The sequence below is a fragment of the Vibrio sp. 2-2(8) genome (genome assembly GCF_963888495.1).
Lineage (GTDB): Bacteria > Pseudomonadota > Gammaproteobacteria > Enterobacterales > Vibrionaceae > Vibrio > Vibrio anguillarum.
On record NZ_CAWPJM010000022.1, the window covers coordinates 254,504 to 278,389 of the forward strand.

Genomic DNA, 23,886 nt, shown 5'->3' on the forward strand with positions numbered 1-23,886 from the left:
GAGCGTTCTCCTTGTTATTGTTATTTAGACACTGTCTCTGTGTAGATCTTGCGTATTTATGAATGTGGATTGGAGTAGAAAGGTGCTCCTTTAAGCCACAGCTTTAAAGCATGCCAGTAAATACCTATTGTCACTTTTACGGCCATCACGGGTGTTTTGATCAATAACTTGAGTAAATTTTTTGAATTAAATGGTTGTGCCTTCATCGATAAAGTCGCATCGAAAACTTTACCTTCTTTATGGCATTCCAAATGTACACTCAATGACGAACCAAGCGGCTTCAACTTCCAATGATATTGCTGATCAATAGGATTGAAGGGAGAAACATGAAACGCCTTTTGATGACGCCACTGTTGCTGCTCTTCTCCCGCTTGTGCTTTCACCGCGTAGTAGTGCCGTTGATTCCAAGGTGTATTACTCACTTCGGCCAGCAAGTATTGCCATTCACCTTGTTGATCATAAAGATAGTAGAAATTAACCGGGCTAAAATAGATTCCTAAATAACGAAGGTGACATACTGCCATCACCTTTCCGGAACAGCGGTCGCCCGTCAGCTCATGAACTTTATCTTGTATGCACTGTTTTAAATCCCCTTCACCAAGATAATCGGCGCGCTGAAAACGCGCCCAGTGCCACCATTTTTCGCCAAACCCCCAAACTGAATCACTCAGCTGCTCCAGTTCATCGAGATCAATACACGGCATAAACAATGGATAATTGAGCGCATGTTCAATCGGTGTAAAGCGTCGATGACGTACCATGCCAACCATCAAACAACTGTTGGGCTCAGTCTCCATCACGCCGCGCCTTTTAACTGCTGCGCTTGCGCTTCAAGTTGTGTCACCACATCCAGCGCACTGGTCACGCCATCTTCATGAAAACCATTGCGCCAATAAGCGCCACAGTACCAAGTGTTATTCACACCGTTAACTTCAGGCTTGCGTTGCTGAGCCGCGATAGATTGCGTGGTGAATACCGGGTGGTGATAAGTAAACTGTCGTAAAACTTTCTCATCAGAAATGCGGTCACCGCTGTTGAGCGATACACAAAAAGTATGAGCGCCTTTAATATGCTGCAAGATATTCATATTGTAGGTCAGCGCTGGTAAACGCGACTCTTGATCTGGACTGCCATCAAGCCAATAGTTCCAAGCTGCCCAAGCGGCTTTTCGCTTAGGTAGCAGTGATGTGTCGGTATGTAAAGTGACTTCATTGGCTTGATAGTGCATTACGCCGAGCACCTCTTGTTCAGCCTCTGTCGGTTGCTCTAACATACCTAATGCCTGATCGCTGTGACATGCAAAAATTACATGATCAAAGTGGTGTGATTGCCCATTAACAATGAGCTCGACACCTGCCGAGCCGCGTTTGACTTGTGTAACTGGGCTATCAAGATGAATCTTATCTTTAAAACCTTGCGTTAAGGGTTCGATGTACGCACGCGATCCGCCTTCAACCACATACCATTGTGGTCGGTTAGTGATCTCTAGCAGGCCATGGTTGAGGAAGAAACGCAAAAAGAAACTTAACGGAAAAACCCGCATATCAGCCAAGGAAGATGACCAAATTGCCGCTCCCATCGGTAAAATATAATTTTCACAAAAATAGTCAGAAAATTGGTGCTCAAATAAGAAATCACCTAAGGTTTGCATCGATTGATGCGCTTGTTCTGCTTGCTGTTTCGCTAACCGATTGAAGCGAATGATTTCAAAAATAAAGCGATAAAAGACAGGGTTTAACCAGTTCCGCTTTTGTGCAAACAACGTAGTTGCGGTATGACCGTTATATTCCAGCCCATTCGCATCATTACGCACACTGAAGCTCATTTGAGTCGGAATGCCTTTTACGCCAATTTCATTCATCATTGCGATGAAATTTGGGTAGGTCCGGTCGTTGTACACGATAAAACCAGTATCAACTGCATGATTTTGACCATCGAGCTCGATATCGACGGTGGCGGTATGCCCACCAATGTAATGATTGGCTTCAAACACGGTAACATCATGATGTTTATGCAAATAATAACCGCATGTTAACCCGGAAATACCGCTACCAATAATGGCGATTTTCATACTCAATTCCTTTAATTACAAAACAGCTCGTTATTTAAGTAATGCCGCAACTAATTTGCCTTGCCATGCGTAAGGTAAGCTGCCAATCAAACGTAATAGGCTCGTAAAACGGGCCGGAAAATAGAGGGTGGTTTTGCCTTTTTCCAACCCACGGCGAATCGCCTGCGATGCATACTCGGCACTGACCATCATTGGCATCGAAAAACTATTTTTATCAGTCAAAGGCGTGGCAACAAACCCAGGATAGATCATCGTCACAGCAACACCTTGCGCTCGCCAATCTTGCATGAGCGAGCGTGCTAGGTAACTAACCGCCGCTTTAGAAGCGCCATAGGCTTCTGCTCTTGGCAGCGCGATTTCACTGGCGATGGAACCAACGATCGCCACACGGTGGTTAGCAACAAAGTGATGCTGTATCGCCTCAATGCAATGAGCTAAACCCAAAACGTTTACGTCAAACACACGCTTAAACCGAAGTGAATCCATTTGACCATGATCGATGTATTCGCAATCGCCAGCGTTGAGGATCCACAGTGAAGGAGTAAAAGGCAGTTGCGATAAAGCCGATTTCGTTTGCTCAAAATCGGTAATATCAAACGCAATACCTTGGATCTGCGGATACTCTTGATGCATTTGATTAAGCTTGGCTTGGTTACGCCCACAAGCAATAACTTGCCAACCCGTTTTTGCATAATCAACAGCTAGCTGATAACCAATACCAGAAGTGGCTCCCGTGATAAGTACACTCTTCATTGCCCTAGCCTCTGTTTGATCGAACGAATAACACTTCCCAGCAGCGGAATGTGTTCATAGAGCATTTCTCCCAAGTCGAAGTAATCACGGTGATAAATGACTTGGTTGTCTTGAAACTTGAGATGGCTCATCCCTTGCACATGTATAAGTTTTCCACGAGCTAGCCGAGGATGCTGCAAAGACATAGTCCATGTGAGAAAGCCGCAGTCACCGACTTGCTGGTGATCATGGATGGTAAAATCACAACGCTCTACGTTCTGATACAAACGAGCAAAATAATCCGATAGCGCACGCCAACCTTCTATTCGATGAGCGGCATCCTCAAAAAGGACATTGTCGTGATAAACCTGACGTAATAAAGGCAAGTTCTCTTTGTTGAGTTGACGATAAACTTGAGCAACCGATTCGACATCCATTGTACGTTTCCATAAGTTATACAAAAACTTCACATGTACAAAATAGTACAAGTCACTTAGTTATACAAAATATTTCTTGTATAACTTTGTATCTTTTCAATGCATACGTGGTTGCAAGGAATTAAGATCAAAAAAGAAAATAAAGACTAAAATTCCAATAGTTACGACGATCAAAAAGGCCAGCATAATTCGCTGGCCTTCTCTTTTTAGTTAGCTTAGATTAACTATTGCGCAAAGCGGCGATGCGTTTATCAAGCGGTGGGTGACTCATCAATAATTCCGTCATTGAACGTTTACCGTTGATACCAAAAGCCATCATGGAACCTTCCAATTGAGATTCTTGCCCCATTTTTAAACGCTCTAACGCCGCAATCATCTTGTGTTTACCCACAAGCTTTGCTGCACCTGCGTCGGCGTGGAATTCGCGATGACGGCTATACCACATCGTAATAAAGCTCGCGAGGAAGCCAAATACCAATTCCAGCACCATAGAGATGCCAAAATAAACCATCATATTGCTACCGCCACCCTCTTCTGAATCACGAGACGACACGATGTTTGCGATAAAGCGCGATAAGAAAATAACGAAGGTATTAACCACTCCTTGCATTAAAGTCATCGTGACCATATCGCCATTGGCAATGTGGCTCACTTCATGCGCCAATACCGCTTCGGCCTCGTCACGCGTCATGCTGTGCAATAGCCCCGTTGAAACAGCGACGAGAGAATCATCACGTTTAGCGCCTGTTGCAAAAGCGTTGATGTCCGGCGAATCATAAATTGCTACCGTTGGCATACCAATACCCGCTTGCTGAGCTTGACGACGCACCGTTTGCACTAGCCAATGCTCAGTTTCGTTACGTGGACTTTCAATCACCATTCCACCTACCGAGCGCAGAGCCATGCTCTTTGACATCAATAATGAAATAAATGAGCCGCCAAAACCAAACAACGCGGCCATGACGAGCAAGCCAGATAAACTGCCCGGCTGCATCCCCGTCACAGCATAAACAATATTTAATACAAGGCTAAGAACCAGAACCACCGCAAGGTTGGTTGCTAGAAATAACATGACTCGCTTCATTACTTATCTCCGAATGAAAAGCTTATTATGAGTGTAGGCTGCAAGCGACGCTAGCATGAACCTACACAATTTTTCATATACATATAGTCTAAGATTTGAAAAACAAGGTTAAGCGATAAATTGAAACATTTAATGTCTGACGCCGAGTTTTCTAAAATCTGTTATTGAACAGCAAGATGGTTAACCTACCCTTACAGCACGCCGTAGGCAATTGAACGCATAAGACTTTGGTCGTATTGAGAGTCCCAGCTAAAGTGACTACATTGCATGGGAAACAGACATTTTCGACGGACAAAGGACAGCATCATGGCTGAAACGAGCAACTATCAAATGGCGATTGATTTACTGTGTTGCCACTTAGGTCTCTCTGAAGATGAAGCTAAACAACAATTGGGAATTGGCAGTACACTATCCGCGCAGCAGCAAATATCTGACACGCAACAAGCACTGGTGGGGCTGATGCAAGAAAAATAGCCGTTAGCAAGGCTGGCGAGAGTTTATGCTAGCTAAATTGAAACAGCGCCGCTCATGGCATCATGGGTGGCGCTGTTTTGTTTGTGTTGCCTACAATGACCGTGATTAATCTCGCGGCGGCGCTGGCGATAGTACTTCGCGATTACCATTATGGCCGGGAGCGCTCACAATACCTTGTGCTTCCAGCTGCTCTACAATTCTTGCAGCGCGGTTGTAACCGATTTTAAATCGGCGTTGCACTCCTGAAACTGAACCTCGACGCGTTTCCACTACATGTTCAACCACTTGATCAAATAGCGGATCCACTTCTTCATCACTTTCCATCTTCTCACCGGGTAGCAAGGCTTCTGGTCCTTGGTCACCATAAGTGATCTCTTCTATGTAGTTCGGCTTACCGCGTGCTTTCCAGTTGTTTACCACCGCATGCACATCTTCATCCGAGGCAAACGCACCGTGAACCCGGATCGTGTGGCTAGAACCCGGTGGTAGATAGAGCATATCGCCCATACCGAGCAGTGATTCCGCACCACTTTGGTCCAAAATAGTTCTTGAGTCGGTTTTAGTCGAAACGGTAAACGCAACGCGGGTCGGAATATTCGCTTTGATTAAACCGGTGATCACATCAACCGATGGGCGCTGAGTGGCCAAAATAAGGTGAATACCCGCAGCACGAGCCTTTTGTGCCAAACGCGCGATCAACTCTTCTACTTTTTTACCCACCACCATCATCAGATCAGCAAATTCATCAACAACCACGACAATGTAAGGCAGTTTTTCCAGCAGTGGCGGTTCACTCTCCATACTGTCCCCTTCTCTCCACAAAGGATCGTGGATGGGGTGGCCAGCAGCAGCAGCCATTTTTAGCTTATCATTGAAGCCTTTGATGTTACGCACACCAAGCACAGACATTAATTTATAACGACGTTCCATTTCACCCACACACCAACGTAAAGCATTTGATGCGTCTTTCATGTCAGTCACGACTTCAGCTAACAGGTGAGGAATACCCTCGTAGATCGATAACTCTAACATTTTCGGGTCAATCATAATAAAGCGAACGTCTTCTGGGCTCGCTTTATAAAGCATGCTGAGGATCATCACGTTGACCCCAACCGACTTACCTGAGCCTGTTGTACCAGCCACCAACACGTGCGGCATTTTGGCTAAATCCGCGACCAATGCTTCGCCTGCAATGTCTTGCCCTAAAACGATGGTCGTGGGTGATTTCGCTTCTTGGAATTGACGGCTTTTTATAACATCTGACAAATAGACGGTTTGACGACTCATGTTTGGCAGTTCAAGACCAACATAAGGTTTACCGGGGATCACTTCAACCACCCTCACCGCCATTGCCGATAAAGAACGCGCCAAATCCATCGATAGGCTAGAAATACGGCTCACTTTTACGCCTGGAGCTAAATCTAATTCAAAACGAGTGATAACCGGCCCCGGAAAGATATCAACCACTTGCGCTTGGATTTTGTAATCCGCGAGTTTAGATTCAACCAAACGAGCAACCTCCTCTAATGCCTCTCGGTCAATAAAGTGTTCACGCTTTTCTGGGTGATACAGAAGCTCTAACGTCGGTAGTGGCTCCGTCGGTTTAGGCAGGTTAGTCTCTTTTTGCATTAAAAATGGGTTTTGCTTGGCCGCCATATTGGCCTGAGCCGAAGACACCATGTTCTGAAAAGCCGTCACATCGCTATCTTGCTGGCCTAACGGTGGCTCGTCATCTTCTGACATCACATCAAGATCAGCAGCCAACGCTTGATCTGATTCATCTTCATCCAGCACATCCAAATTGGAAATAACCGGTTCAACACGCGACACTTCAAGATCAACTTCTGTCATCGTAAGCGACGGATCGCTCACCTCTTCGTCCTCTACCCATGCATATTGCTGAGCTTCTTGACTGGCATCGAGGTCGGCACTGGCTAATGCTTGATGCTCATTAGCTCTTTCATCTACCCAGTCTGCCGATGAAAGAGCAAGGTCATCCTCTTCCAACGCAACAGATTCTAACTCTTCAATCGTTGCACTAAGTTGCTTGCTGCGATCAAATGGCGCTTCATCTGAGTGAGTTTCACTGAATTCAGGAGAAGTATTAGCCTGAGTTTTGGCCGCTGGCATGTGAATATTAAAACGTCTTGGCGAGTGAGTCTGTTCCAGCTCTTCTTCAACCTCTACCGCAGGCGTGTATTGCTCGGCCCCAAACGCATCGAGGGCTGATTTGACATATTCTTCATTTGGCGAACTAGACTCAACAACGGCTAAGTCTGCGGATGATGATTCAAGCGGCGACAACTCCATTGGCGACAAAACGGGCGCAATATCTTCATCTTTCTCACCACGTAATCGATTGATCAACGCAACGCCAAGAGAAATACTCATCGTGCCTAACCATTCCACGATGCTTAGCCAGGAGATACCCGTTAGCAGCGTAAAACCAGCGCCCCATAAAAAGAGCAATACTAAGGTTGAGCCTAGTAAATTAAGCGTTGGCAGCGCCAAACTGGTTAAGACATCCCCAATCACACCACCAGATGAAAAATACCAAATATCGTCAAAGTTAATATCCGCAAGGCCACAACTGGTCAAAATCAAGATGGTTAAGCCGAGTAAACGCGTTCCCCACAGCACAAAATCAAGGGGTTCATTCTCTTCTCTTTTACGCAGAAAAACCCATGCTAGCACAGTAATCATGAGCGGTATTGGGTAGGCCAGCGATCCAAAAATAAAGAACAAGGTATCGGCAATCCATGCGCCAATAATACCGCCTGCATTTTCAATATCGCCTCCCCACGCGGTTTGCGACCATGAAGGATCGGCGGGACTAAATGTTAATAAAGCGATGGAAAGAAGCACAGAGGCAAGCACAGCGACAATAAGCCCGCACTCTTTCAGACGTTGCGATCCATTGAGGCGTGAAGACTGAGGCTCTTCGCTGGTCTTAATAATGGTCTCAACTTTATTTTGGTTCTCTTTGAACATAAACCTAGATTCTGATTAACGCCAACACTCAAGGTTTATTGCGGCTTGATGCGTTGGTTTGGGTGAAAACAGTCCGAGCGGCAAAAGCCGCTCGGTTTGTTGTGTGATTTAACCACATCAAGGTTAAAAACCCAATTGGCGAACGTCAGAATGTGGAAAGAAGTACCACTATTCAGACAATCTGGCGTTATCGAGTTTTGATAACCAACTGGTTACTTTGCTTCACTTCTTCCATCACAACATAAGTGCGAGTGTCATTGACTCCGGGCAAACGCAATAGCGTATCACCCAACAATTTACGATACGCCCCCATGTCAGAGACTCGAGTTTTGAGAAGATAGTCAAAATCACCCGAAACAAGATGGCATTCTTGAATGTCATCCAGTTTTTGAACCGCAGTATTAAACTGTTCAAACACATCAGGTGCACCGCGATTCAATGTAATTTCCACAAATACCAACAGCGAAGCATCAAGATATTGTGGATTCAACAACGCGGTATAACCGGTAATGAAACCTTGACGCTCTAAACGACGTACACGCTCTAAACAGGGGGTTGGAGATAAACCCACTCGTTTTGATAATTCTACATTCGAAATACGACCATCTTTCTGCAATTCATTCAAAATATTGCGATCGATACGGTCTAAATCCTTGGACGGCCTTTTATAGTTGTCTGCCATTTTTTATTCCACCTTATTACTTCCTTGCAAAAATATATACTACAACTTTTTAATATTCAGTATCAAATTTTACACATTCACATCTATACTAGTCACAAATTCGAAACAACAACCCTACATATAGTTATAACAACCAAAAAAACCTAAGGAGTCAGGATGATCATTGGAGTTCCTAAAGAAATCAAAAACCACGAATATCGTGTGGGCATGATTCCCGCAAGCGTGCGCGAACTTGTCTCACACGGTCACCAAGTTTATGTTGAAACAAATGCCGGTTCCGGCATCGGCTTTTCAGACGATGATTACATCGCTGTAGGCGCATCCATTCTTCCTACTGCTTCTAACATTTTTGCGAAAGCAGAAATGATTGTTAAGGTCAAAGAACCTCAGGCTGCTGAACGAGCAATGCTCCGCGAAGGCCAAATTTTATTTACCTATTTACATCTAGCTCCAGATTTTCCACAAACTGAGGAGCTAATCAAGAGCAAAGCTGTCTGTATAGCCTACGAGACTGTAACAGATAATATGGGTCGCTTGCCACTATTAGCACCAATGTCTGAAGTCGCTGGTCGAATGTCTATTCAATCAGGTGCGCAGTGTTTAGAAAAATCACACGCGGGCTGTGGTTTGTTACTGGGTGGTGTACCCGGAGTCGCACCAGCAAAAGTGGTGGTGATTGGTGGTGGTGTAGTCGGTGCTAACGCAGCCAGAATTGCTGTCGGAATGCGTGCTGATGTGACGATTCTCGACCGAAGTGTTGATATGCTGCGTAAACTCGATGAAGAATTCCAAGGTCACGCTAAAGTCGTGTATTCAACAAAGGATGCGATTGAAAAATACGTCCTCGAAGCCGATTTAATAATAGGCGCAGTACTGATCCCCGGAGCAGCAGCTCCTAAACTCGTAACTAAAGATCTGATTTCTAGAATGAAACCTGGCTCTGCGGTCGTTGATGTGGCAATTGACCAAGGCGGCTGCTTTGAAACCTCACATGCTACCACTCATGATGACCCGACCTATATCGTTGATGACGTCGTCCATTACTGCGTCGCAAACATGCCAGGCGCAGTGGCTCGCACATCAACTTTCGCCTTGAATAACGCTACGTTGCCTTACATTGTTAAACTGGCCAATAAAGGTTATCAACGTGCATTATTAGAGGATAAAGGATTCCTAGAAGGTTTAAACGTGATACACGGTAAAGTCACCTGTAAAGAGGTCGCCGAGAGTTTCAACCTTGAATATCTTGACCCATCTGAAGCTATCGCTCTGTTTAACTAACGATAACAATTTGTGGTAAAGCTCTCAATTCTTAGCCAAGTGCGTCATGCGCTTGGCTTTCATTTTTTAAAAGCGTGAACCAATATATTGCGTGGCGTTACTTTCCTAGCGCAAAACTGCTCAATCTGCACCTCATAGCCTTGCTCTTGAAGATAAAGTGCCTTATCCAATACCAACCAAAGCTCAATCATGCGGCGAAATGCCTGTTGCACTAAGCTTATCCTTTCCATCTGCCAAAAACGCTGCTCGCCTTTACGTTCATAAGCAGGCCAATCCACTTCTGGTAATGCGATGCCTTTTTGTGCCGCCGCCCAATAACAAAAAGCTAAAAATCCTTCGGCTAGTTGTGATTTTTTGAGGCTCGGAATTGGGCAATATTGATGATGCCCAATCTCAGATCTTAGCAACAAATCAAAACCCAAACGAAACGTCATTTCTTGCAAACGATGACGGCGAACCCGCTCTCCCCCCGTAACGGTTTCTTGCAACGGAATACGTAGCTCTTCTTTGGACAGGGCAAGAGAAGAAGTACGACCGTAGCTGGACATGGGTTGGTAGCTATCGGCTTTGATTAAATGGTAGCAACATGGTGAAAACGTAATCGCAGGCAAGCGATGAGCAACGGAATATTCGAGTAGGCGAACATGGAGATCACCACAGGCATGTAAAGCGACGGCATGCTGATTGGTATTGAAAACGCCAAACGCTTGCGGCTCAAAAGCGTCCCCTTGAATAAATTGCATCGGAAGATCATGTTCATCGGCGCAAGCTTGTCCTGCATGACAGAGCTGCGACTGATATTCAAAACTAGTGACTTTTTGTTTTGACTGCGCTGCGATAATTCGACCTAAAAAGCCTTTACCCGCGCACCACTCTAGCCATTCCGTTCCTGAATGCCTAGAGAGGAGTGATTCGCTCATTAAACGAATTTGTTCTAGCTTTCTGCCAGGGATCCCCTTCTCTAAGTAAGGGCTGAGTGCTTGCTGAGTATTACGAGGGGCATCTTGAAGCCTAATCATGATATCCGCTTCTTTTAACCCCTCGATATACGGATTAAGTTGCTCAATGAGCACTTGCGGCGATGACTTTAAGCTATCGATACTGTCCAAAGATAGCGTTTGCAACCACTGATCCAGCCTATGGTCTGAATGTTTCCAAGGTGAACTGTCTAAGCCACTATGATGAAAGGGCTCAAATCGCCAAAAACGTTGATTTTCAATTAAAAAAGCATCGATATGTTTGAAAAGCGCGCGCATACATCCCCCCTAGAAAGGCCAATTCTAGGAGGTGATGGTTTAATTAGGAAGTGTTTCGTTTTAAATGATCAAAATTTGCTTAACGAACTGGCAATTCAATGTCTTTAAACATCTCTTCTATTTCGATATTCGATTTTAACGAGGTAGCCCGTTCGACGACAGGGCGAGTAAGATGAGGCGCGAAACGTTCCATAAAGTCAAACATATAAGAGCGCAGGAATGTGCCTCGGCGAAACCCAATGCTAGTCGTGCTAGCACCAAAAAGATGGCTGGCATCAATCGCGATAAGATCGGTGTCGCGTGATTTATCTATCGCCATACTTGCGATAACACCCACCCCAATTCCCATTCGGACATAAGTTTTTATCACATCCGCATCGGTGGCGGTGAAGACAACTCGCGGCGTTAACCCTACGCGATTAAATGCAGTGTCTAACTCTGAACGACCAGTAAAACCAAACACGTAAGTGACCAATGGATACGCGGCTAAATCCTCAATCGTTACCCGTTCTTTTTTTGCAAGAGCATGATCTTTAGGCACAACAATAGAACGGTTCCAATGATAACAAGGTAGCATGATGGCATCTTGGTACAGATGAAGCGCTTCTGTTGCTATCGCAAAATTAGCGGTGCCTTTTGCAACAGCTTCCGACATCTGACTTGGAGTACCTTGGTGCATGTGTAACGACACTTTCGGATAACGCGCAGTGAATCCTTTGATTACATCAGGTAACGCGTAGCGAGCTTGTGTATGAGTCGTTGAAATATTCAGCGTACCCATCTCAGGGTGCGTATGCTCCCCAGCCACGGCCTTAATGCTTTCCACACGTGAAAGGATCTCTTGTGAGATACGAATAATATCTTCACCTGCACCCGTGACTTGTGTCAGGTGCTTACCGCTACGCTCAAAAATTTGAATACCCAATTCATCTTCGAGTAAACGAACCTGTTTACTAATGCCTGGCTGAGAGGTATAAAGGCTTTCCGCAGTTGCTGAGACATTCAGGTTGTGATTAACCACTTCAACAATATATTTTAACTGCTGTAACTTCATTATTGGCCCCGTAATCCATTATCAAAGATCCAGATCTTTCAATCATAGTTTATAATTATTAGTTATAACGCTTAACACTCTCAATTCAAAGCTTGATGATTCAAGAGCGAAGAAAAAAGTAAGTATTTTGCGTAGCTGACTAAATTTTTGCCAACTATCGCCCAATCTAAGCAATAAAAGGCAGTTTTTAGGGGTCAAAACAGGAATAATAAAAATAGTCAATTTGAAGGTGTAGTGATAACTAAGGATCGTGTATTCTTAATTGCTAGCCACTGAATTCTAATAAAGATACGGATTATATGAATATAGGTTTAATCATTGCTCTTGTAGCAGTTTTGCTGGTGTTAGTCCTTGGCTATAACATCATGCTTCAATACAAAGTAAAGGTCGAGTCAGCTAAAAAGCAGGAGTCGACTCGATATATCGCCATTATTGATGCGACAGAAGACCTTATCGGCAACGCACACCACATGCCGTTTAGTAAAGAACTCTTAGTGTGTTTAAATACCCGTATCCTTGATGCCCTACTTAGTATGTATGAGCTTGACCCGAAAAATAAGCAGTTGGCACAACGCATTGAGCATATGAAAGGGCAAATTAAGCATTTACAAGAAAACCACCCAGGTGGTGACAGTACAACGTTTAAAGTACCCACCAGCGATAAACAAGCTTTGATTATGCTTAAACTAGTGAAACGTTTAAGAGACACGATTCGTAGTGAGCACAATAAAGGACGTTTTGAAACACAATCTTACGTCGCTGAAAATGCGCGTCTAGAAACAATACAAATTCGAATCAACATTGAAAATGTTGTTAAGCGGGCAAATGATTCGATCGTTCGTGGGCAACCCGGAACTGCGATTCAGCTATTGCGTAAAGGGATCGATGTTCTTAGCTCAAAAAATGATGCTTATTCCAATCAAGCTCGTGAAAAACTTCAGTCAATGTATGATGACTTAGAAAAACGACGCCAAACAAAAAGTGCAACGGATCTTCAACAAATTGAAGATAACGAGAGAAATAGTGATATGGAAGCACTGTTTGGTGAAAAGAAAAAATGGTAGCCCATTATTTTTGATTAGGAAGTATTTTTAAGGTCGCATAAGCGACCTTTTTCATACAACAACGTAAAGAAAACATTAATTTAAATTAACGTATCATTTATCGCTTTTAGGACTTCATCCGGTCTTGTTGCCTGAGTAATTGGGCGACCGATGACTAGATAATCTGAACCAGCTTTTATGGCCTCACTCGGAGTCATAATACGTCTTTGGTCTCCTGTTTCAGAACCAATAGGACGAATCCCTGGCGTAACTAATTTAAACTCTTGACCAAGATGGCTCTTAAGCATGTGCGCTTCTTGAGCTGAGCATACCACTCCATCTAACCCTGCATTTTGAGTTAGGCTAGCCAGACGCATTACATGCTCTTTAGGCGCAACATCGATGCCAATACCACGAAGATCCGATTGTTCCATACTGGTTAGTACTGTGACAGCAATAAGTAGTGGTCTATCGTTACCATAAGGTTCAAGAATCTGGCGAGACGCCGACATCATTCTCTCCCCACCACTGGCATGAACATTCACCATCCATACGCCAAGCTCAGCCGCCGCACGTACGGCTTTAGAGCACGTGTTGGGAATATCATGAAACTTTAGGTCTAAGAATACCGAAAAACCTCTTTTGTGTAGCTCACGCACAAAATCGGGACCAAACAGGGTAAACATCTCCTTGCCCACTTTTAATCGACAGCTGTTGGGGTCAATTTTATCAACAAAAGCTAACGCTTCCGCTTGTTGCTCATAATCCAACGCGACAATTACTCTCTGGTCTTTCATTTTCACTCCTAAAATAATTAAGCTAAAAAAATGCAGCTTTCATAAGCTGCAGTTTTCGAGTCGATCAGTAACTCCAGTACATGAACTCTATTCACCATCCAAACCACGGATAGGTTTAATTGAACCCCAATTCTTACATGATGGGCAGTGCCAGTAGAGAGAATGGGTTGAGAAACCACACTTTCTACATCGGTAGTGAGGTTTTACTTTTAGTTGCTCACCTACCAATTTTTGCAAGGTCGACAAGCTCTCTTTCGCTCGACCTTCCTCTGCTTCGATGAGATGGTAGTCAATTAAACGGTAGAAGCCCTTCATGGTCGGATTTTTAACCAATTGCCGTGTCAAAAGTTCCTGTGCTGCTCCAGCACCATCATGTTGTGCCACCAACTGTGCGAGCATCAGTTCAGCTGACACTCCAGCTTCATTGATAATGCACTCGCGTAAAAACTCAACAAGTTCACCCTCTTTCCCAATATGGTGATAGCACTCAGCAAGCGTCGGCAATACCTCGCCGATAAAATCAATGTCCTGCTCCAAGACCATCTGCATATACTGGATTGTATGACGGTAGTCATCATTTTCAAGATACAGCTTACCTAAAGAGATCGTTGCGCGTACACACTTCGGATCTTCAGACAGCGCTTTTTTAAGATATTGAATCGCTTTGCTATCGCGTCCTTCAGCCTTCTCTTGCATTGCAAGTTCACACCAAAAATGGGCTATAACACTGTGCATCCTTTTTCTGCCTAATTTGACCAACGCATAAGCGTAATCGATAGCTTTATGCCACTCTCGAGTCTGTTGGTAAATAGAAACCAATTGTTGCAACGCCGCTTCTTTGTGTTCAGGCTCTTCAATCAGTTGTTCAAATATTTTTTCAGCGCGGTCGAGAAAGCCTGCCACCATATAATCTTTTGCCAATTGTTGTAAGGCGAGATTTTTTTGGTCAATAGTAAGACTTGAACGAGATATGAGATTTTGATGGATGCGGATAGCACGATCAACCTCTCCTCTTGAACGGAATAAGTTGCCCAGCGCTAAGTGGGTATCAATCGTTTCATTGTCTACTTGGAGTAGCTCGATAAAATGGTCAACGGCCTTATCTGATTGATCAGAAAGCAGCAAGTTAAGACCCGTCACATACTGACGAGAAATTTGGTGAGAGTGTTTCTGCTTATCTTGCTGAGCACTGCGATTTCCCATATACCAGCCGTAGGCGGCGGCAATCGGTAATAGCAAGAAGAGAATTTCTAACATCAAGTCAGCCTTTATTTCACTACGCTTTACTTGTTACAGAGCTGTTCTCTGCTGTTTGCTTTTTCAGTTGCTTATTCAACTTTCTAACTTGCAACTGAGACTTGAAGTAGAAGCTACTGCCAAGCAAACAAGCAAGTAAAAAACCAGAGACAAAGACAGTGCCAAGTAAAGTAGACAGGTGAAATTCGCCTTGAGCGATCAAATAGTTAAACGTCACAACTGCTTGATTTTGAGCCCCTAATGCTAAAGCAATCAAAAAAAGTGCAAGAATTAGAACGATTTTTATAATTTTCATATGCCACTACCTATCCAGTATTGATCTGGTCTGATTATGCAGGAAAATGGCCTTACAAACCATGTCTATTATGGATTCCTTTCTTAAAAAAACGGCATACTTAAACTGTATGCCGTTTTTTAGAATACTCTCTAAATCGCTTTAGATATTCTCATTAACTCGCTCACGTAACTCTTTACCTGGCTTGAAATGAGGGACGAATTTGCCATCCAACACCACTTTATCACCGGTTTTAGGATTACGACCTACTCTAGGCTCACGATAGTGCAAAGAGAAACTACCAAATCCGCGAATTTCGATTCGCTCTCCGCTTTCTAAAGTTGATGCCATATGTTCAAGAATATCTTTCACAGCGTCTTCAATTTCTTTAGCAGATAGGTGCGTTTTCTCAGCACAGAGTCTTTCTATCAATTCAGACTTAGTCATAGTTTCCCTCATTACTTATCAAAGTAGGCACTAACTGAAAAAAAAGGAGCCTTACGGCCCCTTTTAGCGAGTTAGATTATTCGCCTTTAGCAGCCTTGAATGCATCAGCCATAGCATTACCAAACGCACCTTCATCAGCTTTGTTCAGTGTAGCCATTGCTTCTTGCTCATCAGCTTCATCTTTAGCTTTGATAGATAGGTTGATTACGCGGTTTTTACGGTCTACACCAGTAAATTTCGCTTCAACGCTGTCACCAACGCTTAGGACTAGAGACGCATCTTCAATACGGTCACGAGATGCTTCAGAAGCACGGATGTAACCTTCAACGCCGTCTACAAGTTCAATTGTAGCACCTTTCGCGTCAACTGCAGTAACAGTACCGTTAACTAGAGTACCTTTTTTGTTATCAGCAACATATGCGTTGAACGGGTCGTTTTCCATTTGCTTAACGCCAAGAGAAATACGCTCACGCTCTGCATCTACTGCTAGAACAACTGCAGAGATTTCATCGCCTTTCTTGTAATCACGTACCGCTTCTTCTCCAGGAACGTTCCAAGAGATGTCAGATAGGTGAACTAGACCGTCGATGCCGCCGTCTAGACCGATGAAGATACCGAAGTCAGTGATAGACTTGATCTTACCAGTAACTTTGTCGCCTTTAGCTTGCGCTTCAGCGAATGACTGCCATGGGTTAGCTTTACACTGTTTAAGACCTAGAGAGATACGACGACGCTCTTCGTCGATATCAAGAACCATAACCTCAACTTCGTCGCCAACATTAACAACTTTAGATGGGTGGATGTTCTTGTTAGTCCAATCCATTTCAGAAACGTGTACTAGACCTTCAACGCCTTCTTCGATTTCAACGAAGCAGCCGTAGTCAGTTAGATTTGTTACACGGCCAGATAGTTTATGACCTTCTGGGTAACGCTTAGCGATAGCTACCCATGGATCTTCGCCAAGTTGCTTAAGACCTAGTGATACGCGAGTACGATCACGATCAAACTTAAGAACTTTAACTAGGATTTCGTCACCAACGTTAACGATTTCTGATGGGTGTTTAACGCGTTTCCAAGCCATATCTGTGATATGTAGAAGACCATCAACACCACCAAGGTCAACGAATGCGCCGTAGTCAGTAAGGTTCTTAACGATACCTTTAACTTCAGTGCCTTCTTGTAGAGTTTCAAGAAGTTCGTCACGTTCAACGCTGCTTTCTGATTCGATAACAGCACGACGAGAAACAACAACGTTGTTACGTTTCTGGTCTAGTTTGATAACTTTGAACTCTAGCTCTTTGTTTTCTAGGTGAGTAGTGTCACGGATAGGACGCACGTCAACAAGAGAGCCTGGAAGGAAAGCACGGATACCGTTTAGTTCAACAGTGAAGCCACCTTTAACTTTACCATTGATAATACCAATAACAGTTTCAGCTTCTTCGTAAGCTTTCTCAAGAACGATCCAAGCTTCATGACGCTTAGCTTTCTCACGAGAAAGTTGAGTTTCACCGAAACCATCTTCAACAGCGTCTAGAGCAACGTCTACTTCAGAACCAACTTCAACTTCAAGTTCGCCAGCAGCGTTCTTGAACTGTTCAGCAGGGATAGCAGACTCAGACTTAAGACCAGCGTCAACAAGAACGAAACCATTCTCGATAGCGACTACAGTACCTTTAACGATTGTACCTTGTTGAAATTGTGTTTCGTTTAAAAACTCTTCAAAGAGTTGAGCAAAAGATTCAGTCATTTATTTAATCTTCAATAATTAAACTTCCATGGGTATCCTACCGCATGGGGTTATTAAATTCGCCAGTCATCATCCTTGCGACCGACGCTCTTACCTAGCAGAACTACTCTGCCAGCTTAGATTCTACATATTGTAATGCTTCTTCTACAACTTCGTCGATAGACATTGAGGTTGAGTCAAGCAATAGCGCATCCTCTGCAGGGCGTAATGGGGCCACTGGGCGGTTACGATCTCGGTCGTCACGCTCTTGGATCTCGCTTAAAAGGGCGTCAAATTTAACATCTAGCCCTTTGAGTTGCAACTGCTTAAAGCGACGTTGGGCTCGCTCTTGCGCACTGGCATCGAGGAATATTTTCACTTCTGCTTGAGGAAACACAACTGTGCCCATATCACGTCCATCAGCAACCAGTCCCTGCCCTTTCGCAAAGGCTCGTTGGCGACGTAATAATGCCTCACGAACTCTAGGCAATGCCGCTACTTTTGATGCCGCCATTCCTGTCTCTTCTTTGCGCAATTCTTTCGATACGTCCTCACCTTCAAGAATCACTCTAACCAAGTCGCCTTCTGCGATAAATTGGACATCTAAATGTGTCGCCAGAGGAACAAGCGCTTCTTCCGACTCCGTATCCACACCGTGGTGAATCGCCGCCAATGCAAGAACGCGGTAAATAGCTCCAGAATCGAGCAAATGAAAGCCTAATTTCTTAGCCAACAACATACAAAGAGTGCCTTTACCTGCACCACTTGGTCCATCTACGGTAATTACCGGAGTGTGAGAGGACATGATTTACTCCACTTAGTTTTTATGCGGCTTGCTTGCTCGCTTTTGTCGGCGACAAATTATAGTGCTTATCCGTTACAGGCGCTAGGAAGGAATGGTGATATGACTGAAATTTCACAGTGATACAAGCGTCGCTTTTAGGGGGCGACGCTTTTGATAGAGACTTTTATAAAATGATACGCTCAGCGTTTTGCCTGACAGTAGCGGCACCAATGCCTTTCACCAAGCTCAGATCTTCTTTGGTTTTAAAATCGCCATTTTGTTGACGATATTCAACAATCGCTTGTGCTTTTTTAAGTCCAATACCTTTCAACAAAGTAGCAATTTCCTCAGCGGAAGCCTGATTTATATTAACCGTAATTTCAATGCCTTGGTGCGTTTCTACCACCTTTTCTTCTGCTAATGTCGGTGAAAGAGGCAATACGATACTTAGAAGTAACAACCCGAGTTTTGTTTTCAATTTCATATGAACATTTCCTTGTTTATTAATGGGTACCAATATTAATTGAGCTTGGAAATGAGAGGGAATCAAAAAGGTAGAAATTGAAATGGGCTGCATAAGCAGCCCATTTTGAGTTTCATATCAATTACATTACTAGCCTTTATTGGCTCACAACATAATATTCAATGTCTGTATTTTTACGCAAAGTTGTAAGTATCGCAGCCAAATCACGTTGGCTACCGATGCGCTCTAACTGAGCCGTAATTTGATCGTTGTACTGAGGTGTGACTTTAGCCTCAACCTTATGTAGTTCAACAAGAACAATATCACCGTTCATTGCTTTCGCTTGACCGTAAACCACACTATCTGTAGCGGGTTTAGGGAGAGAAAACACCGTACTCGCCAATGGAGAGCTACGATCAATCATTTCCAACTCAGCAAATTTTAACCCACGCTGTTCCAATAAGGATTGGTCACCTTGCTTTAGGGTATCAATCAATTTTGTGGCTAACTCAATCGCTTGTTGTTCGCCTTTGACTTTAGAAAGCTGAGTAACCACTTGCTCTTTCACTTCAGCCAAAGGAAGAACTATTTGTTCCCGAGCATCATCAACACGAACAACGATAACGTGTTCTGGGGCAACTTCTAATACCTCAGAATTGAGCCTATCTTCTTTTACCTCTGGGCTTAGAATAGCTTGAAGAACAGCTGGATTTTTAAGAATTTCAGGCGCATCTTGCTGAGAAATAAAATCGGTCTTCTGAATCTTAGCTGAGATAGCGTTTGCTGCTTCATCCAGAGAGTCAGGTGATTCAAATGCCACTTTTTCTAGCTTAGTCTGCAACTCATAAAACTGATCAGCGGCCTTTTGGTCTACCATTTCAGCTTTGATTTCAGAGGCAACCTGTGCGTAGGGCTGTGCGATAGGGGCTTTAACATCATCAAGACGGATAATGTGATAGCCAAATTCAGATTTGACCAACCCTGTGATATCCCCTATCTGTTCGATAGCAAAGGCTGCTTGTTCAAAAGCTGGGTCCATCACATCATGTTCAATCCAACCTAGCGAACCATCCTCTTCTGCGCTTCCTACGTCTTCTGATTTTTCTTTCGCTAAAGTCGCGAAATCAGCGCCAGCATTCAGTTCATCGAGAATCGCCTGCGCTTTAGTTTTATCATCACCTTGAACCAAAATATGGCTTACTTTACGTTGTGCTTGAGTGGAGTATTTGTCTAAATGCTCTTGGTAGTACTGCTCGGCCTGTTCATCAGACACTACAATTTGGTCTTTCAATTGTTGGGCAGAAAGCTCGATATAAGCCACTTTAACCTGCTCTGGACGGGTATAGCGCTCTGCATTTTGTTGATAATATTGAGTAATTTCTTCATCACTCAACTCAACATTTTTAGCAAAGTCGCTGAGTGACAATGTGAGCGCACGGATATCACGGGTTTGAGAGATCAGTTCACTTTGCTGATTAACTTCACCCTGCAACGTAAATTCACTACCTTGGATAGCACTAAGTAACTGGTTACGGATAAGATCACGACGTAGATATTCTGCAAAGCTTTCAGCAGAGAAACCTGCACGGCGAAGAGCCGCTTGATAGATTTCTTGGTCAAACTTACCGCCAGTCTGGAATTGGGGCATGTCTAAAATCATTTTACGAACCTGATCATCGCTCACTCGTAAACCTAGTGATTGTGCATGCTGCTCCAACAATAAATCGTTAACCATACGATCAAGCACTGACTTACGAAATGACTCGACATACTGAGGATCAGCGAGCAAGTTAGCAAAATAATCCCCTAATTGGGATTGCATGCGATTGCGCTCGTTCTGGTACGCTTGTTCAAATTCACCACGGCCAATCTCACTATTGCCAACTTTAGCCGCAGCATTACTGCCACCGCTGACCAAGTAGCTACCGACACCTGCGAATACGAATGATAAGATAATCATTCCTAGAATAATTTTCACCGCGATGCTGTTCACGCCTTCGCGTAATCGATCCATCATAATCTAACTGCTCTCCGGATAAGAAGCTTCACACTTCAGCCTAAAAATTGAATAGCGCGATAATATCAGAAAAAGAAATGCGCATCAGTAGGATGCGCATAATTTCAAAAGGTTCGAATTAATTTTGCGCTTAAGCCGCAAAAAATAACGATTTTGATTAGTTGCAAGCGTCTTTAAGCGCTTTGCCTGCTTTGAAAGCAGGTACTTTTGCTTCTGCGATTTGGATCTCTTCACCCGTTTTAGGGTTACGACCCGTGCGCGCTGCACGAGTGCGAACGCTAAATGTACCAAAGCCAACAAGCGCTACTTGATCGCCAGATTGAAGAGTGCCACTAACGGCTTCGATGAATGCATCAAGAGCACGGCCTGCCGATGCTTTAGAGATGTCAGCGTTTTCTGCGATTTTTTCTACTAATTGTGTTTTATTCACTGTGATTCCCCTTTGCGTCACCCATTATTATTTTTTAACGGTGACTTTTCGTTCCATTAAGTTCCCAAACTAGCTTGAAGCCTTATTACATCTGGGCTGCAAGCTATAGGGGCTTACGTTAGCGCCCAAAAAAAACGCTGACAAGCCTTTTTAAGCCTATCAGCGTGATCTTTTACTTATTTTTGCTGCACATCACTATTTTTTAGCTTCAAATTCAACCCCAGAAGGGTCTCGTTCAAGTGCGATCTTCAAAACTTCATCAATCCATTGAACGGGAATGACTTTTAGATCAGCAATCACATTTGCAGGGATCTCTTCCAAATCACGCTCATTCTCTTTTGGGATCAATACGGTGGTGATACCACCACGATGTGCTGCGAGCAGTTTTTCTTTCAAACCACCGATAGGTAATACTTCACCACGCAACGTTATCTCACCCGTCATCGCGACTTCCGCTTTCACAGGATTACCCGTCAAGCTAGAGACAAGCGCCGTACACATAGCAATACCCGCGCTTGGGCCATCTTTTGGTGTTGCGCCTTCTGGCACGTGAACGTGAATGTCACGCTTTTCATAGAAATCAGCGTTAATCCCTAATTTCTCGGCGCGTGCGCGAACCACAGTCATCGCAGCTTGAATGGATTCTTGCATCACCTCGCCCAGAGAACCAGTTTGCGTCAACTTGCCTTTGCCAGGCATTGATTCGGTTTCAATAGTCAGCAAATCACCGCCTACTTCTGTCCATGCTAAACCCGTAACTTGGCCAATTTGGTTACTGTCGTCGGCTTTGCCAAAATCACAACGTTGCACACCTAGAAACTCTTTTAAATTCTCTTGGTTGGCTACCACGGTTTTTATGTCTTTATTCAACAAGATTTTCTTCACCGCTTTACGGCAAATTTTTGAAATCTCTCGCTCTAAGCTTCGTACGCCCGCCTCACGTGTGTAATAACGGATAATACCAATAATGGCTGAATCTTCGATAACAATTTCATGAGGCTTCAAACCATTCCGCTCAACTTGCTTAGTCACTAGATGGCGTTTAGCAATATTCAGCTTTTCGTCTTCTGTATATCCGGAAAGGCGGATAACTTCCATACGGTCAAGCAGCGGACCTGGGATGTTCATTGAGTTTGATGTCGCAACAAACATGACATCAGACAAGTCATAGTCCACTTCTAAATAGTGATCGTTAAAGGTGCTATTTTGTTCAGGGTCAAGCACCTCCAACAATGCGGAAGATGGGTCTCCACGCATATCTGAAGACATTTTGTCGATTTCATCAAGCAGGAACAGTGGGTTTTTCACGCCAACTTTCGCCATTTTTTGAATCAACTTACCCGGAAGAGAACCGATATAAGTACGGCGGTGACCACGAATTTCTGCTTCATCACGCACTCCACCTAACGCCATACGGGTATATTGTCGACCTGTTGCCGCCGCTATCGAGCGGCCAAGAGACGTTTTACCAACGCCCGGGGGACCAACAAGACACAAAATTGGCCCTTTCAGCTTGTTGATACGACTTTGTACCGCGAGATATTCTAAAATACGCTCTTTGACACGATCTAAACCGTAATGATCGGCATTTAAAATCTCTTCAGCTTTTGCCAAATCTTTCTTAACTTTTGAACGTTTTGCCCAAGGAACATTGACCATCCAATCAATATAGCTACGCACAACGGTTGCTTCTGCAGACATTGGGGACATCATCTTCAATTTCTGCAGCTCTTGTTCCGTTTTTTGGCGCGCTTCCTGCGGCATTTTGGAATCGTCAATCTTCTTCTTCAGCATTTCAAATTCATCAGGTGCGTCATCCATCTCACCTAATTCTTTCTGAATCGCTTTCATCTGCTCGTTGAGGTAATACTCACGCTGAGATTTTTCCATCTGCTTTTTAACACGACCACGAATTCGTTTTTCAACCTGTAATAGGTCGATCTCCGCTTCCATTTGTCCCATTAAAAATTCCAAACGCTCACTGACATCAACAATTTCGAGAACTTTTTGTTTTTCAATCAATTTCAATGGCATGTGAGCGGCGATGGTATCAGCCAAACGCGCTGCTTCATCAATCCCATTTAACGACGTTAATACTTCAGGCGGGATTTTCTTATTGAGTTTGATAAAACCATCAAATTGGTTGATTGCGCTGCGAACGACGACTTCCTGCTCTTTATCATCCAACTCAGGAGTGACAAGATACTGCGCTTCTGCGGAGAAAAATTCACGCTCGATGAAGCGATCAATTTTCGCTCGCTGTTGGCCTTCAACCAACACTTTCACGGTACCGTCAGGTAATTTCAGAAGTTGTAAAATCGTTGCAACTGTCCCGACTTCAAAAAGATCTTCAATTTTCGGTTCGTCGGTTTCCGCTTGCTTTTGTGCCACAAGTAACACTTGCTTGTTGTTATCCATCGCCGCTTCAAGGCATTGGATGGATTTTTCTCTGCCAACAAACAAAGGAATGACCATGTGAGGATAAACCACCACGTCACGTAGAGGTAGTACGGGGATCTCGATACGCTCGGAACGTTCCAAGTTCATATTATTCTCTCTTCCGCTTCAACTGATTACCGAGTATAT

General features: G+C 43.9%; 22 protein-coding genes. 3 read left to right on the plus strand and 19 right to left on the minus strand.

Annotated features, from left to right (window positions below; genetic code table 11):
• Positions 1–56: 56 nt before the first annotated feature.
• From AACV12_RS07565 to htpX, 5 genes are all read right to left on the minus strand, one after another.
• On the minus strand, positions 57–797 hold the full coding sequence (locus tag AACV12_RS07565; RefSeq protein WP_047690805.1) for a DUF1365 domain-containing protein: 741 nt from the start codon (positions 795–797) through the stop codon (positions 57–59).
• Positions 797–2,071 (minus strand): NAD(P)/FAD-dependent oxidoreductase, encoded by a 1,275-nt coding sequence (locus AACV12_RS07570; protein WP_040122962.1) that lies wholly within the window; start codon positions 2,069–2,071, stop codon positions 797–799. Before AACV12_RS07570 ends, AACV12_RS07565 begins: the two co-directional genes overlap by 1 nt.
• A 30-nt stretch (positions 2,072–2,101) precedes the next feature.
• Entirely contained in the window at positions 2,102–2,824 is a 723-nt protein-coding gene (locus tag AACV12_RS07575) for an SDR family NAD(P)-dependent oxidoreductase (RefSeq protein ID WP_013857166.1), read from the minus strand.
• The gene (locus tag AACV12_RS07580; RefSeq protein WP_170900119.1) at positions 2,821–3,240 is read right to left on the minus strand and encodes a nuclear transport factor 2 family protein; all 420 of its coding nucleotides are present in this window, start codon (positions 3,238–3,240) and stop codon (positions 2,821–2,823) included. The genes AACV12_RS07575 and AACV12_RS07580 overlap by 4 nt, the downstream gene beginning before the upstream one ends.
• A 220-nt stretch (positions 3,241–3,460) precedes the next feature.
• Positions 3,461–4,324, minus strand: a complete 864-nt coding sequence (gene htpX, locus AACV12_RS07585; protein WP_013857168.1) for a protease HtpX — start codon at positions 4,322–4,324, stop codon at positions 3,461–3,463.
• Between the two features lie 306 nt (positions 4,325–4,630).
• Between htpX and AACV12_RS07590 the strand changes: the two genes are divergently transcribed.
• Positions 4,631–4,798: a hypothetical protein gene (locus AACV12_RS07590; RefSeq protein WP_170900120.1), complete on the plus strand. Its 168-nt coding sequence runs from the start codon at positions 4,631–4,633 to the stop codon at positions 4,796–4,798.
• Between the two features lie 105 nt (positions 4,799–4,903).
• On the opposite strand, the gene AACV12_RS07595 is transcribed toward AACV12_RS07590, so the two are convergent.
• Positions 4,904–7,789: a DNA translocase FtsK gene (locus AACV12_RS07595; RefSeq protein WP_170900121.1), complete on the minus strand. Its 2,886-nt coding sequence runs from the start codon at positions 7,787–7,789 to the stop codon at positions 4,904–4,906.
• A gap of 187 nt (positions 7,790–7,976) precedes the next feature.
• The gene (lrp, locus tag AACV12_RS07600; protein ID WP_010317439.1) at positions 7,977–8,471 is read right to left on the minus strand and encodes a leucine-responsive transcriptional regulator Lrp; all 495 of its coding nucleotides are present in this window, start codon (positions 8,469–8,471) and stop codon (positions 7,977–7,979) included.
• Positions 8,472–8,627: 156 nt separating this feature from the next.
• Between lrp and ald the strand changes: the two genes are divergently transcribed.
• Positions 8,628–9,752: an alanine dehydrogenase gene (gene ald / locus AACV12_RS07605; protein WP_170900122.1), complete on the plus strand. Its 1,125-nt coding sequence runs from the start codon at positions 8,628–8,630 to the stop codon at positions 9,750–9,752.
• Between the two features lie 59 nt (positions 9,753–9,811).
• Here the strand turns inward: ald and AACV12_RS07610 are convergent, their stop codons facing one another.
• Together AACV12_RS07610 and cysB are read right to left on the minus strand one after the other, a co-directional pair.
• Positions 9,812–11,008: a methyltransferase gene (locus AACV12_RS07610; protein ID WP_170900123.1), complete on the minus strand. Its 1,197-nt coding sequence runs from the start codon at positions 11,006–11,008 to the stop codon at positions 9,812–9,814.
• A gap of 79 nt (positions 11,009–11,087) precedes the next feature.
• Positions 11,088–12,062 (minus strand): HTH-type transcriptional regulator CysB, encoded by a 975-nt coding sequence (gene cysB / locus AACV12_RS07615; RefSeq protein WP_010317444.1) that lies wholly within the window; start codon positions 12,060–12,062, stop codon positions 11,088–11,090.
• A 299-nt stretch (positions 12,063–12,361) separates the two neighbouring features.
• Between cysB and AACV12_RS07620 the strand changes: the two genes are divergently transcribed.
• Complete coding sequence (locus AACV12_RS07620) at positions 12,362–13,126, plus strand: hypothetical protein (RefSeq protein ID WP_013857174.1); 765 nt, start codon at positions 12,362–12,364, stop codon at positions 13,124–13,126.
• Positions 13,127–13,206: 80 nt separating this feature from the next.
• On the opposite strand, the gene pyrF is transcribed toward AACV12_RS07620, so the two are convergent.
• The 10 genes from pyrF to lon form a co-directional block, all read right to left on the minus strand.
• Entirely contained in the window at positions 13,207–13,902 is a 696-nt protein-coding gene (gene pyrF, locus AACV12_RS07625) for an orotidine-5'-phosphate decarboxylase (RefSeq protein WP_038170096.1), read from the minus strand.
• Between the two features lie 87 nt (positions 13,903–13,989).
• Positions 13,990–15,159 (minus strand): lipopolysaccharide assembly protein LapB, encoded by a 1,170-nt coding sequence (lapB, locus tag AACV12_RS07630; protein WP_026028046.1) that lies wholly within the window; start codon positions 15,157–15,159, stop codon positions 13,990–13,992.
• 19 nt (positions 15,160–15,178) lie between these two features.
• Positions 15,179–15,454: a LapA family protein gene (locus tag AACV12_RS07635; protein WP_017044598.1), complete on the minus strand. Its 276-nt coding sequence runs from the start codon at positions 15,452–15,454 to the stop codon at positions 15,179–15,181.
• Positions 15,455–15,595: 141 nt separating this feature from the next.
• The gene (gene ihfB, locus AACV12_RS07640; protein WP_010317449.1) at positions 15,596–15,880 is read right to left on the minus strand and encodes an integration host factor subunit beta; all 285 of its coding nucleotides are present in this window, start codon (positions 15,878–15,880) and stop codon (positions 15,596–15,598) included.
• Positions 15,881–15,956: 76 nt separating this feature from the next.
• The gene (gene rpsA / locus AACV12_RS07645) at positions 15,957–17,627 is read right to left on the minus strand and encodes a 30S ribosomal protein S1 (protein ID WP_013857179.1); all 1,671 of its coding nucleotides are present in this window, start codon (positions 17,625–17,627) and stop codon (positions 15,957–15,959) included.
• Between the two features lie 103 nt (positions 17,628–17,730).
• Positions 17,731–18,411, minus strand: a complete 681-nt coding sequence (gene cmk / locus AACV12_RS07650; protein WP_013857180.1) for a (d)CMP kinase — start codon at positions 18,409–18,411, stop codon at positions 17,731–17,733.
• A 163-nt stretch (positions 18,412–18,574) separates the two neighbouring features.
• Positions 18,575–18,874: a ComEA family DNA-binding protein gene (locus AACV12_RS07655; protein ID WP_017044597.1), complete on the minus strand. Its 300-nt coding sequence runs from the start codon at positions 18,872–18,874 to the stop codon at positions 18,575–18,577.
• Between the two features lie 136 nt (positions 18,875–19,010).
• Positions 19,011–20,870, minus strand: a complete 1,860-nt coding sequence (gene ppiD, locus AACV12_RS07660; protein WP_170900124.1) for a peptidylprolyl isomerase — start codon at positions 20,868–20,870, stop codon at positions 19,011–19,013.
• A gap of 157 nt (positions 20,871–21,027) precedes the next feature.
• Positions 21,028–21,300 carry an HU family DNA-binding protein gene (locus tag AACV12_RS07665; protein WP_026027116.1) on the minus strand — a complete coding sequence of 91 codons (273 nt, stop codon included), beginning with the start codon at positions 21,298–21,300 and terminating at the stop codon, positions 21,028–21,030.
• A 195-nt stretch (positions 21,301–21,495) separates the two neighbouring features.
• On the minus strand, positions 21,496–23,847 hold the full coding sequence (lon, locus tag AACV12_RS07670) for an endopeptidase La (RefSeq protein WP_013857184.1): 2,352 nt from the start codon (positions 23,845–23,847) through the stop codon (positions 21,496–21,498).
• Positions 23,848–23,886 lie beyond the last annotated feature (39 nt).

Excerpts from the sequence above, each read along its gene's own strand:
- AACV12_RS07565 (WP_047690805.1), bottom strand. The coding sequence starts at position 797 with ATGGAGACTGAGCCCAACAGTTGTTTGATGGTTGGCATGGTACGTCAT.
- AACV12_RS07570 (WP_040122962.1), bottom strand. The coding sequence starts at position 2,071 with ATGAAAATCGCCATTATTGGTAGCGGTATTTCCGGGTTAACATGCGGT.
- AACV12_RS07575 (WP_013857166.1), bottom strand. The coding sequence starts at position 2,824 with ATGAAGAGTGTACTTATCACGGGAGCCACTTCTGGTATTGGTTATCAG.
- AACV12_RS07580 (WP_170900119.1), bottom strand. The coding sequence starts at position 3,240 with ATGGATGTCGAATCGGTTGCTCAAGTTTATCGTCAACTCAACAAAGAG.
- htpX (WP_013857168.1), bottom strand. The coding sequence starts at position 4,324 with ATGAAGCGAGTCATGTTATTTCTAGCAACCAACCTTGCGGTGGTTCTG.
- AACV12_RS07590 (WP_170900120.1), top strand. The coding sequence starts at position 4,631 with ATGGCTGAAACGAGCAACTATCAAATGGCGATTGATTTACTGTGTTGC.
- AACV12_RS07595 (WP_170900121.1), bottom strand. The coding sequence starts at position 7,789 with ATGTTCAAAGAGAACCAAAATAAAGTTGAGACCATTATTAAGACCAGC.
- lrp (WP_010317439.1), bottom strand. The coding sequence starts at position 8,471 with ATGGCAGACAACTATAAAAGGCCGTCCAAGGATTTAGACCGTATCGAT.
- ald (WP_170900122.1), top strand. The coding sequence starts at position 8,628 with ATGATCATTGGAGTTCCTAAAGAAATCAAAAACCACGAATATCGTGTG.
- AACV12_RS07610 (WP_170900123.1), bottom strand. The coding sequence starts at position 11,008 with ATGCGCGCGCTTTTCAAACATATCGATGCTTTTTTAATTGAAAATCAA.
- cysB (WP_010317444.1), bottom strand. The coding sequence starts at position 12,062 with ATGAAGTTACAGCAGTTAAAATATATTGTTGAAGTGGTTAATCACAAC.
- AACV12_RS07620 (WP_013857174.1), top strand. The coding sequence starts at position 12,362 with ATGAATATAGGTTTAATCATTGCTCTTGTAGCAGTTTTGCTGGTGTTA.
- pyrF (WP_038170096.1), bottom strand. The coding sequence starts at position 13,902 with ATGAAAGACCAGAGAGTAATTGTCGCGTTGGATTATGAGCAACAAGCG.
- lapB (WP_026028046.1), bottom strand. The coding sequence starts at position 15,159 with ATGTTAGAAATTCTCTTCTTGCTATTACCGATTGCCGCCGCCTACGGC.
- AACV12_RS07635 (WP_017044598.1), bottom strand. The coding sequence starts at position 15,454 with ATGAAAATTATAAAAATCGTTCTAATTCTTGCACTTTTTTTGATTGCT.
- ihfB (WP_010317449.1), bottom strand. The coding sequence starts at position 15,880 with ATGACTAAGTCTGAATTGATAGAAAGACTCTGTGCTGAGAAAACGCAC.
- rpsA (WP_013857179.1), bottom strand. The coding sequence starts at position 17,627 with ATGACTGAATCTTTTGCTCAACTCTTTGAAGAGTTTTTAAACGAAACA.
- cmk (WP_013857180.1), bottom strand. The coding sequence starts at position 18,411 with ATGTCCTCTCACACTCCGGTAATTACCGTAGATGGACCAAGTGGTGCA.
- AACV12_RS07655 (WP_017044597.1), bottom strand. The coding sequence starts at position 18,874 with ATGAAATTGAAAACAAAACTCGGGTTGTTACTTCTAAGTATCGTATTG.
- ppiD (WP_170900124.1), bottom strand. The coding sequence starts at position 20,870 with ATGATGGATCGATTACGCGAAGGCGTGAACAGCATCGCGGTGAAAATT.
- lon (WP_013857184.1), bottom strand. The coding sequence starts at position 23,847 with ATGAACTTGGAACGTTCCGAGCGTATCGAGATCCCCGTACTACCTCTA.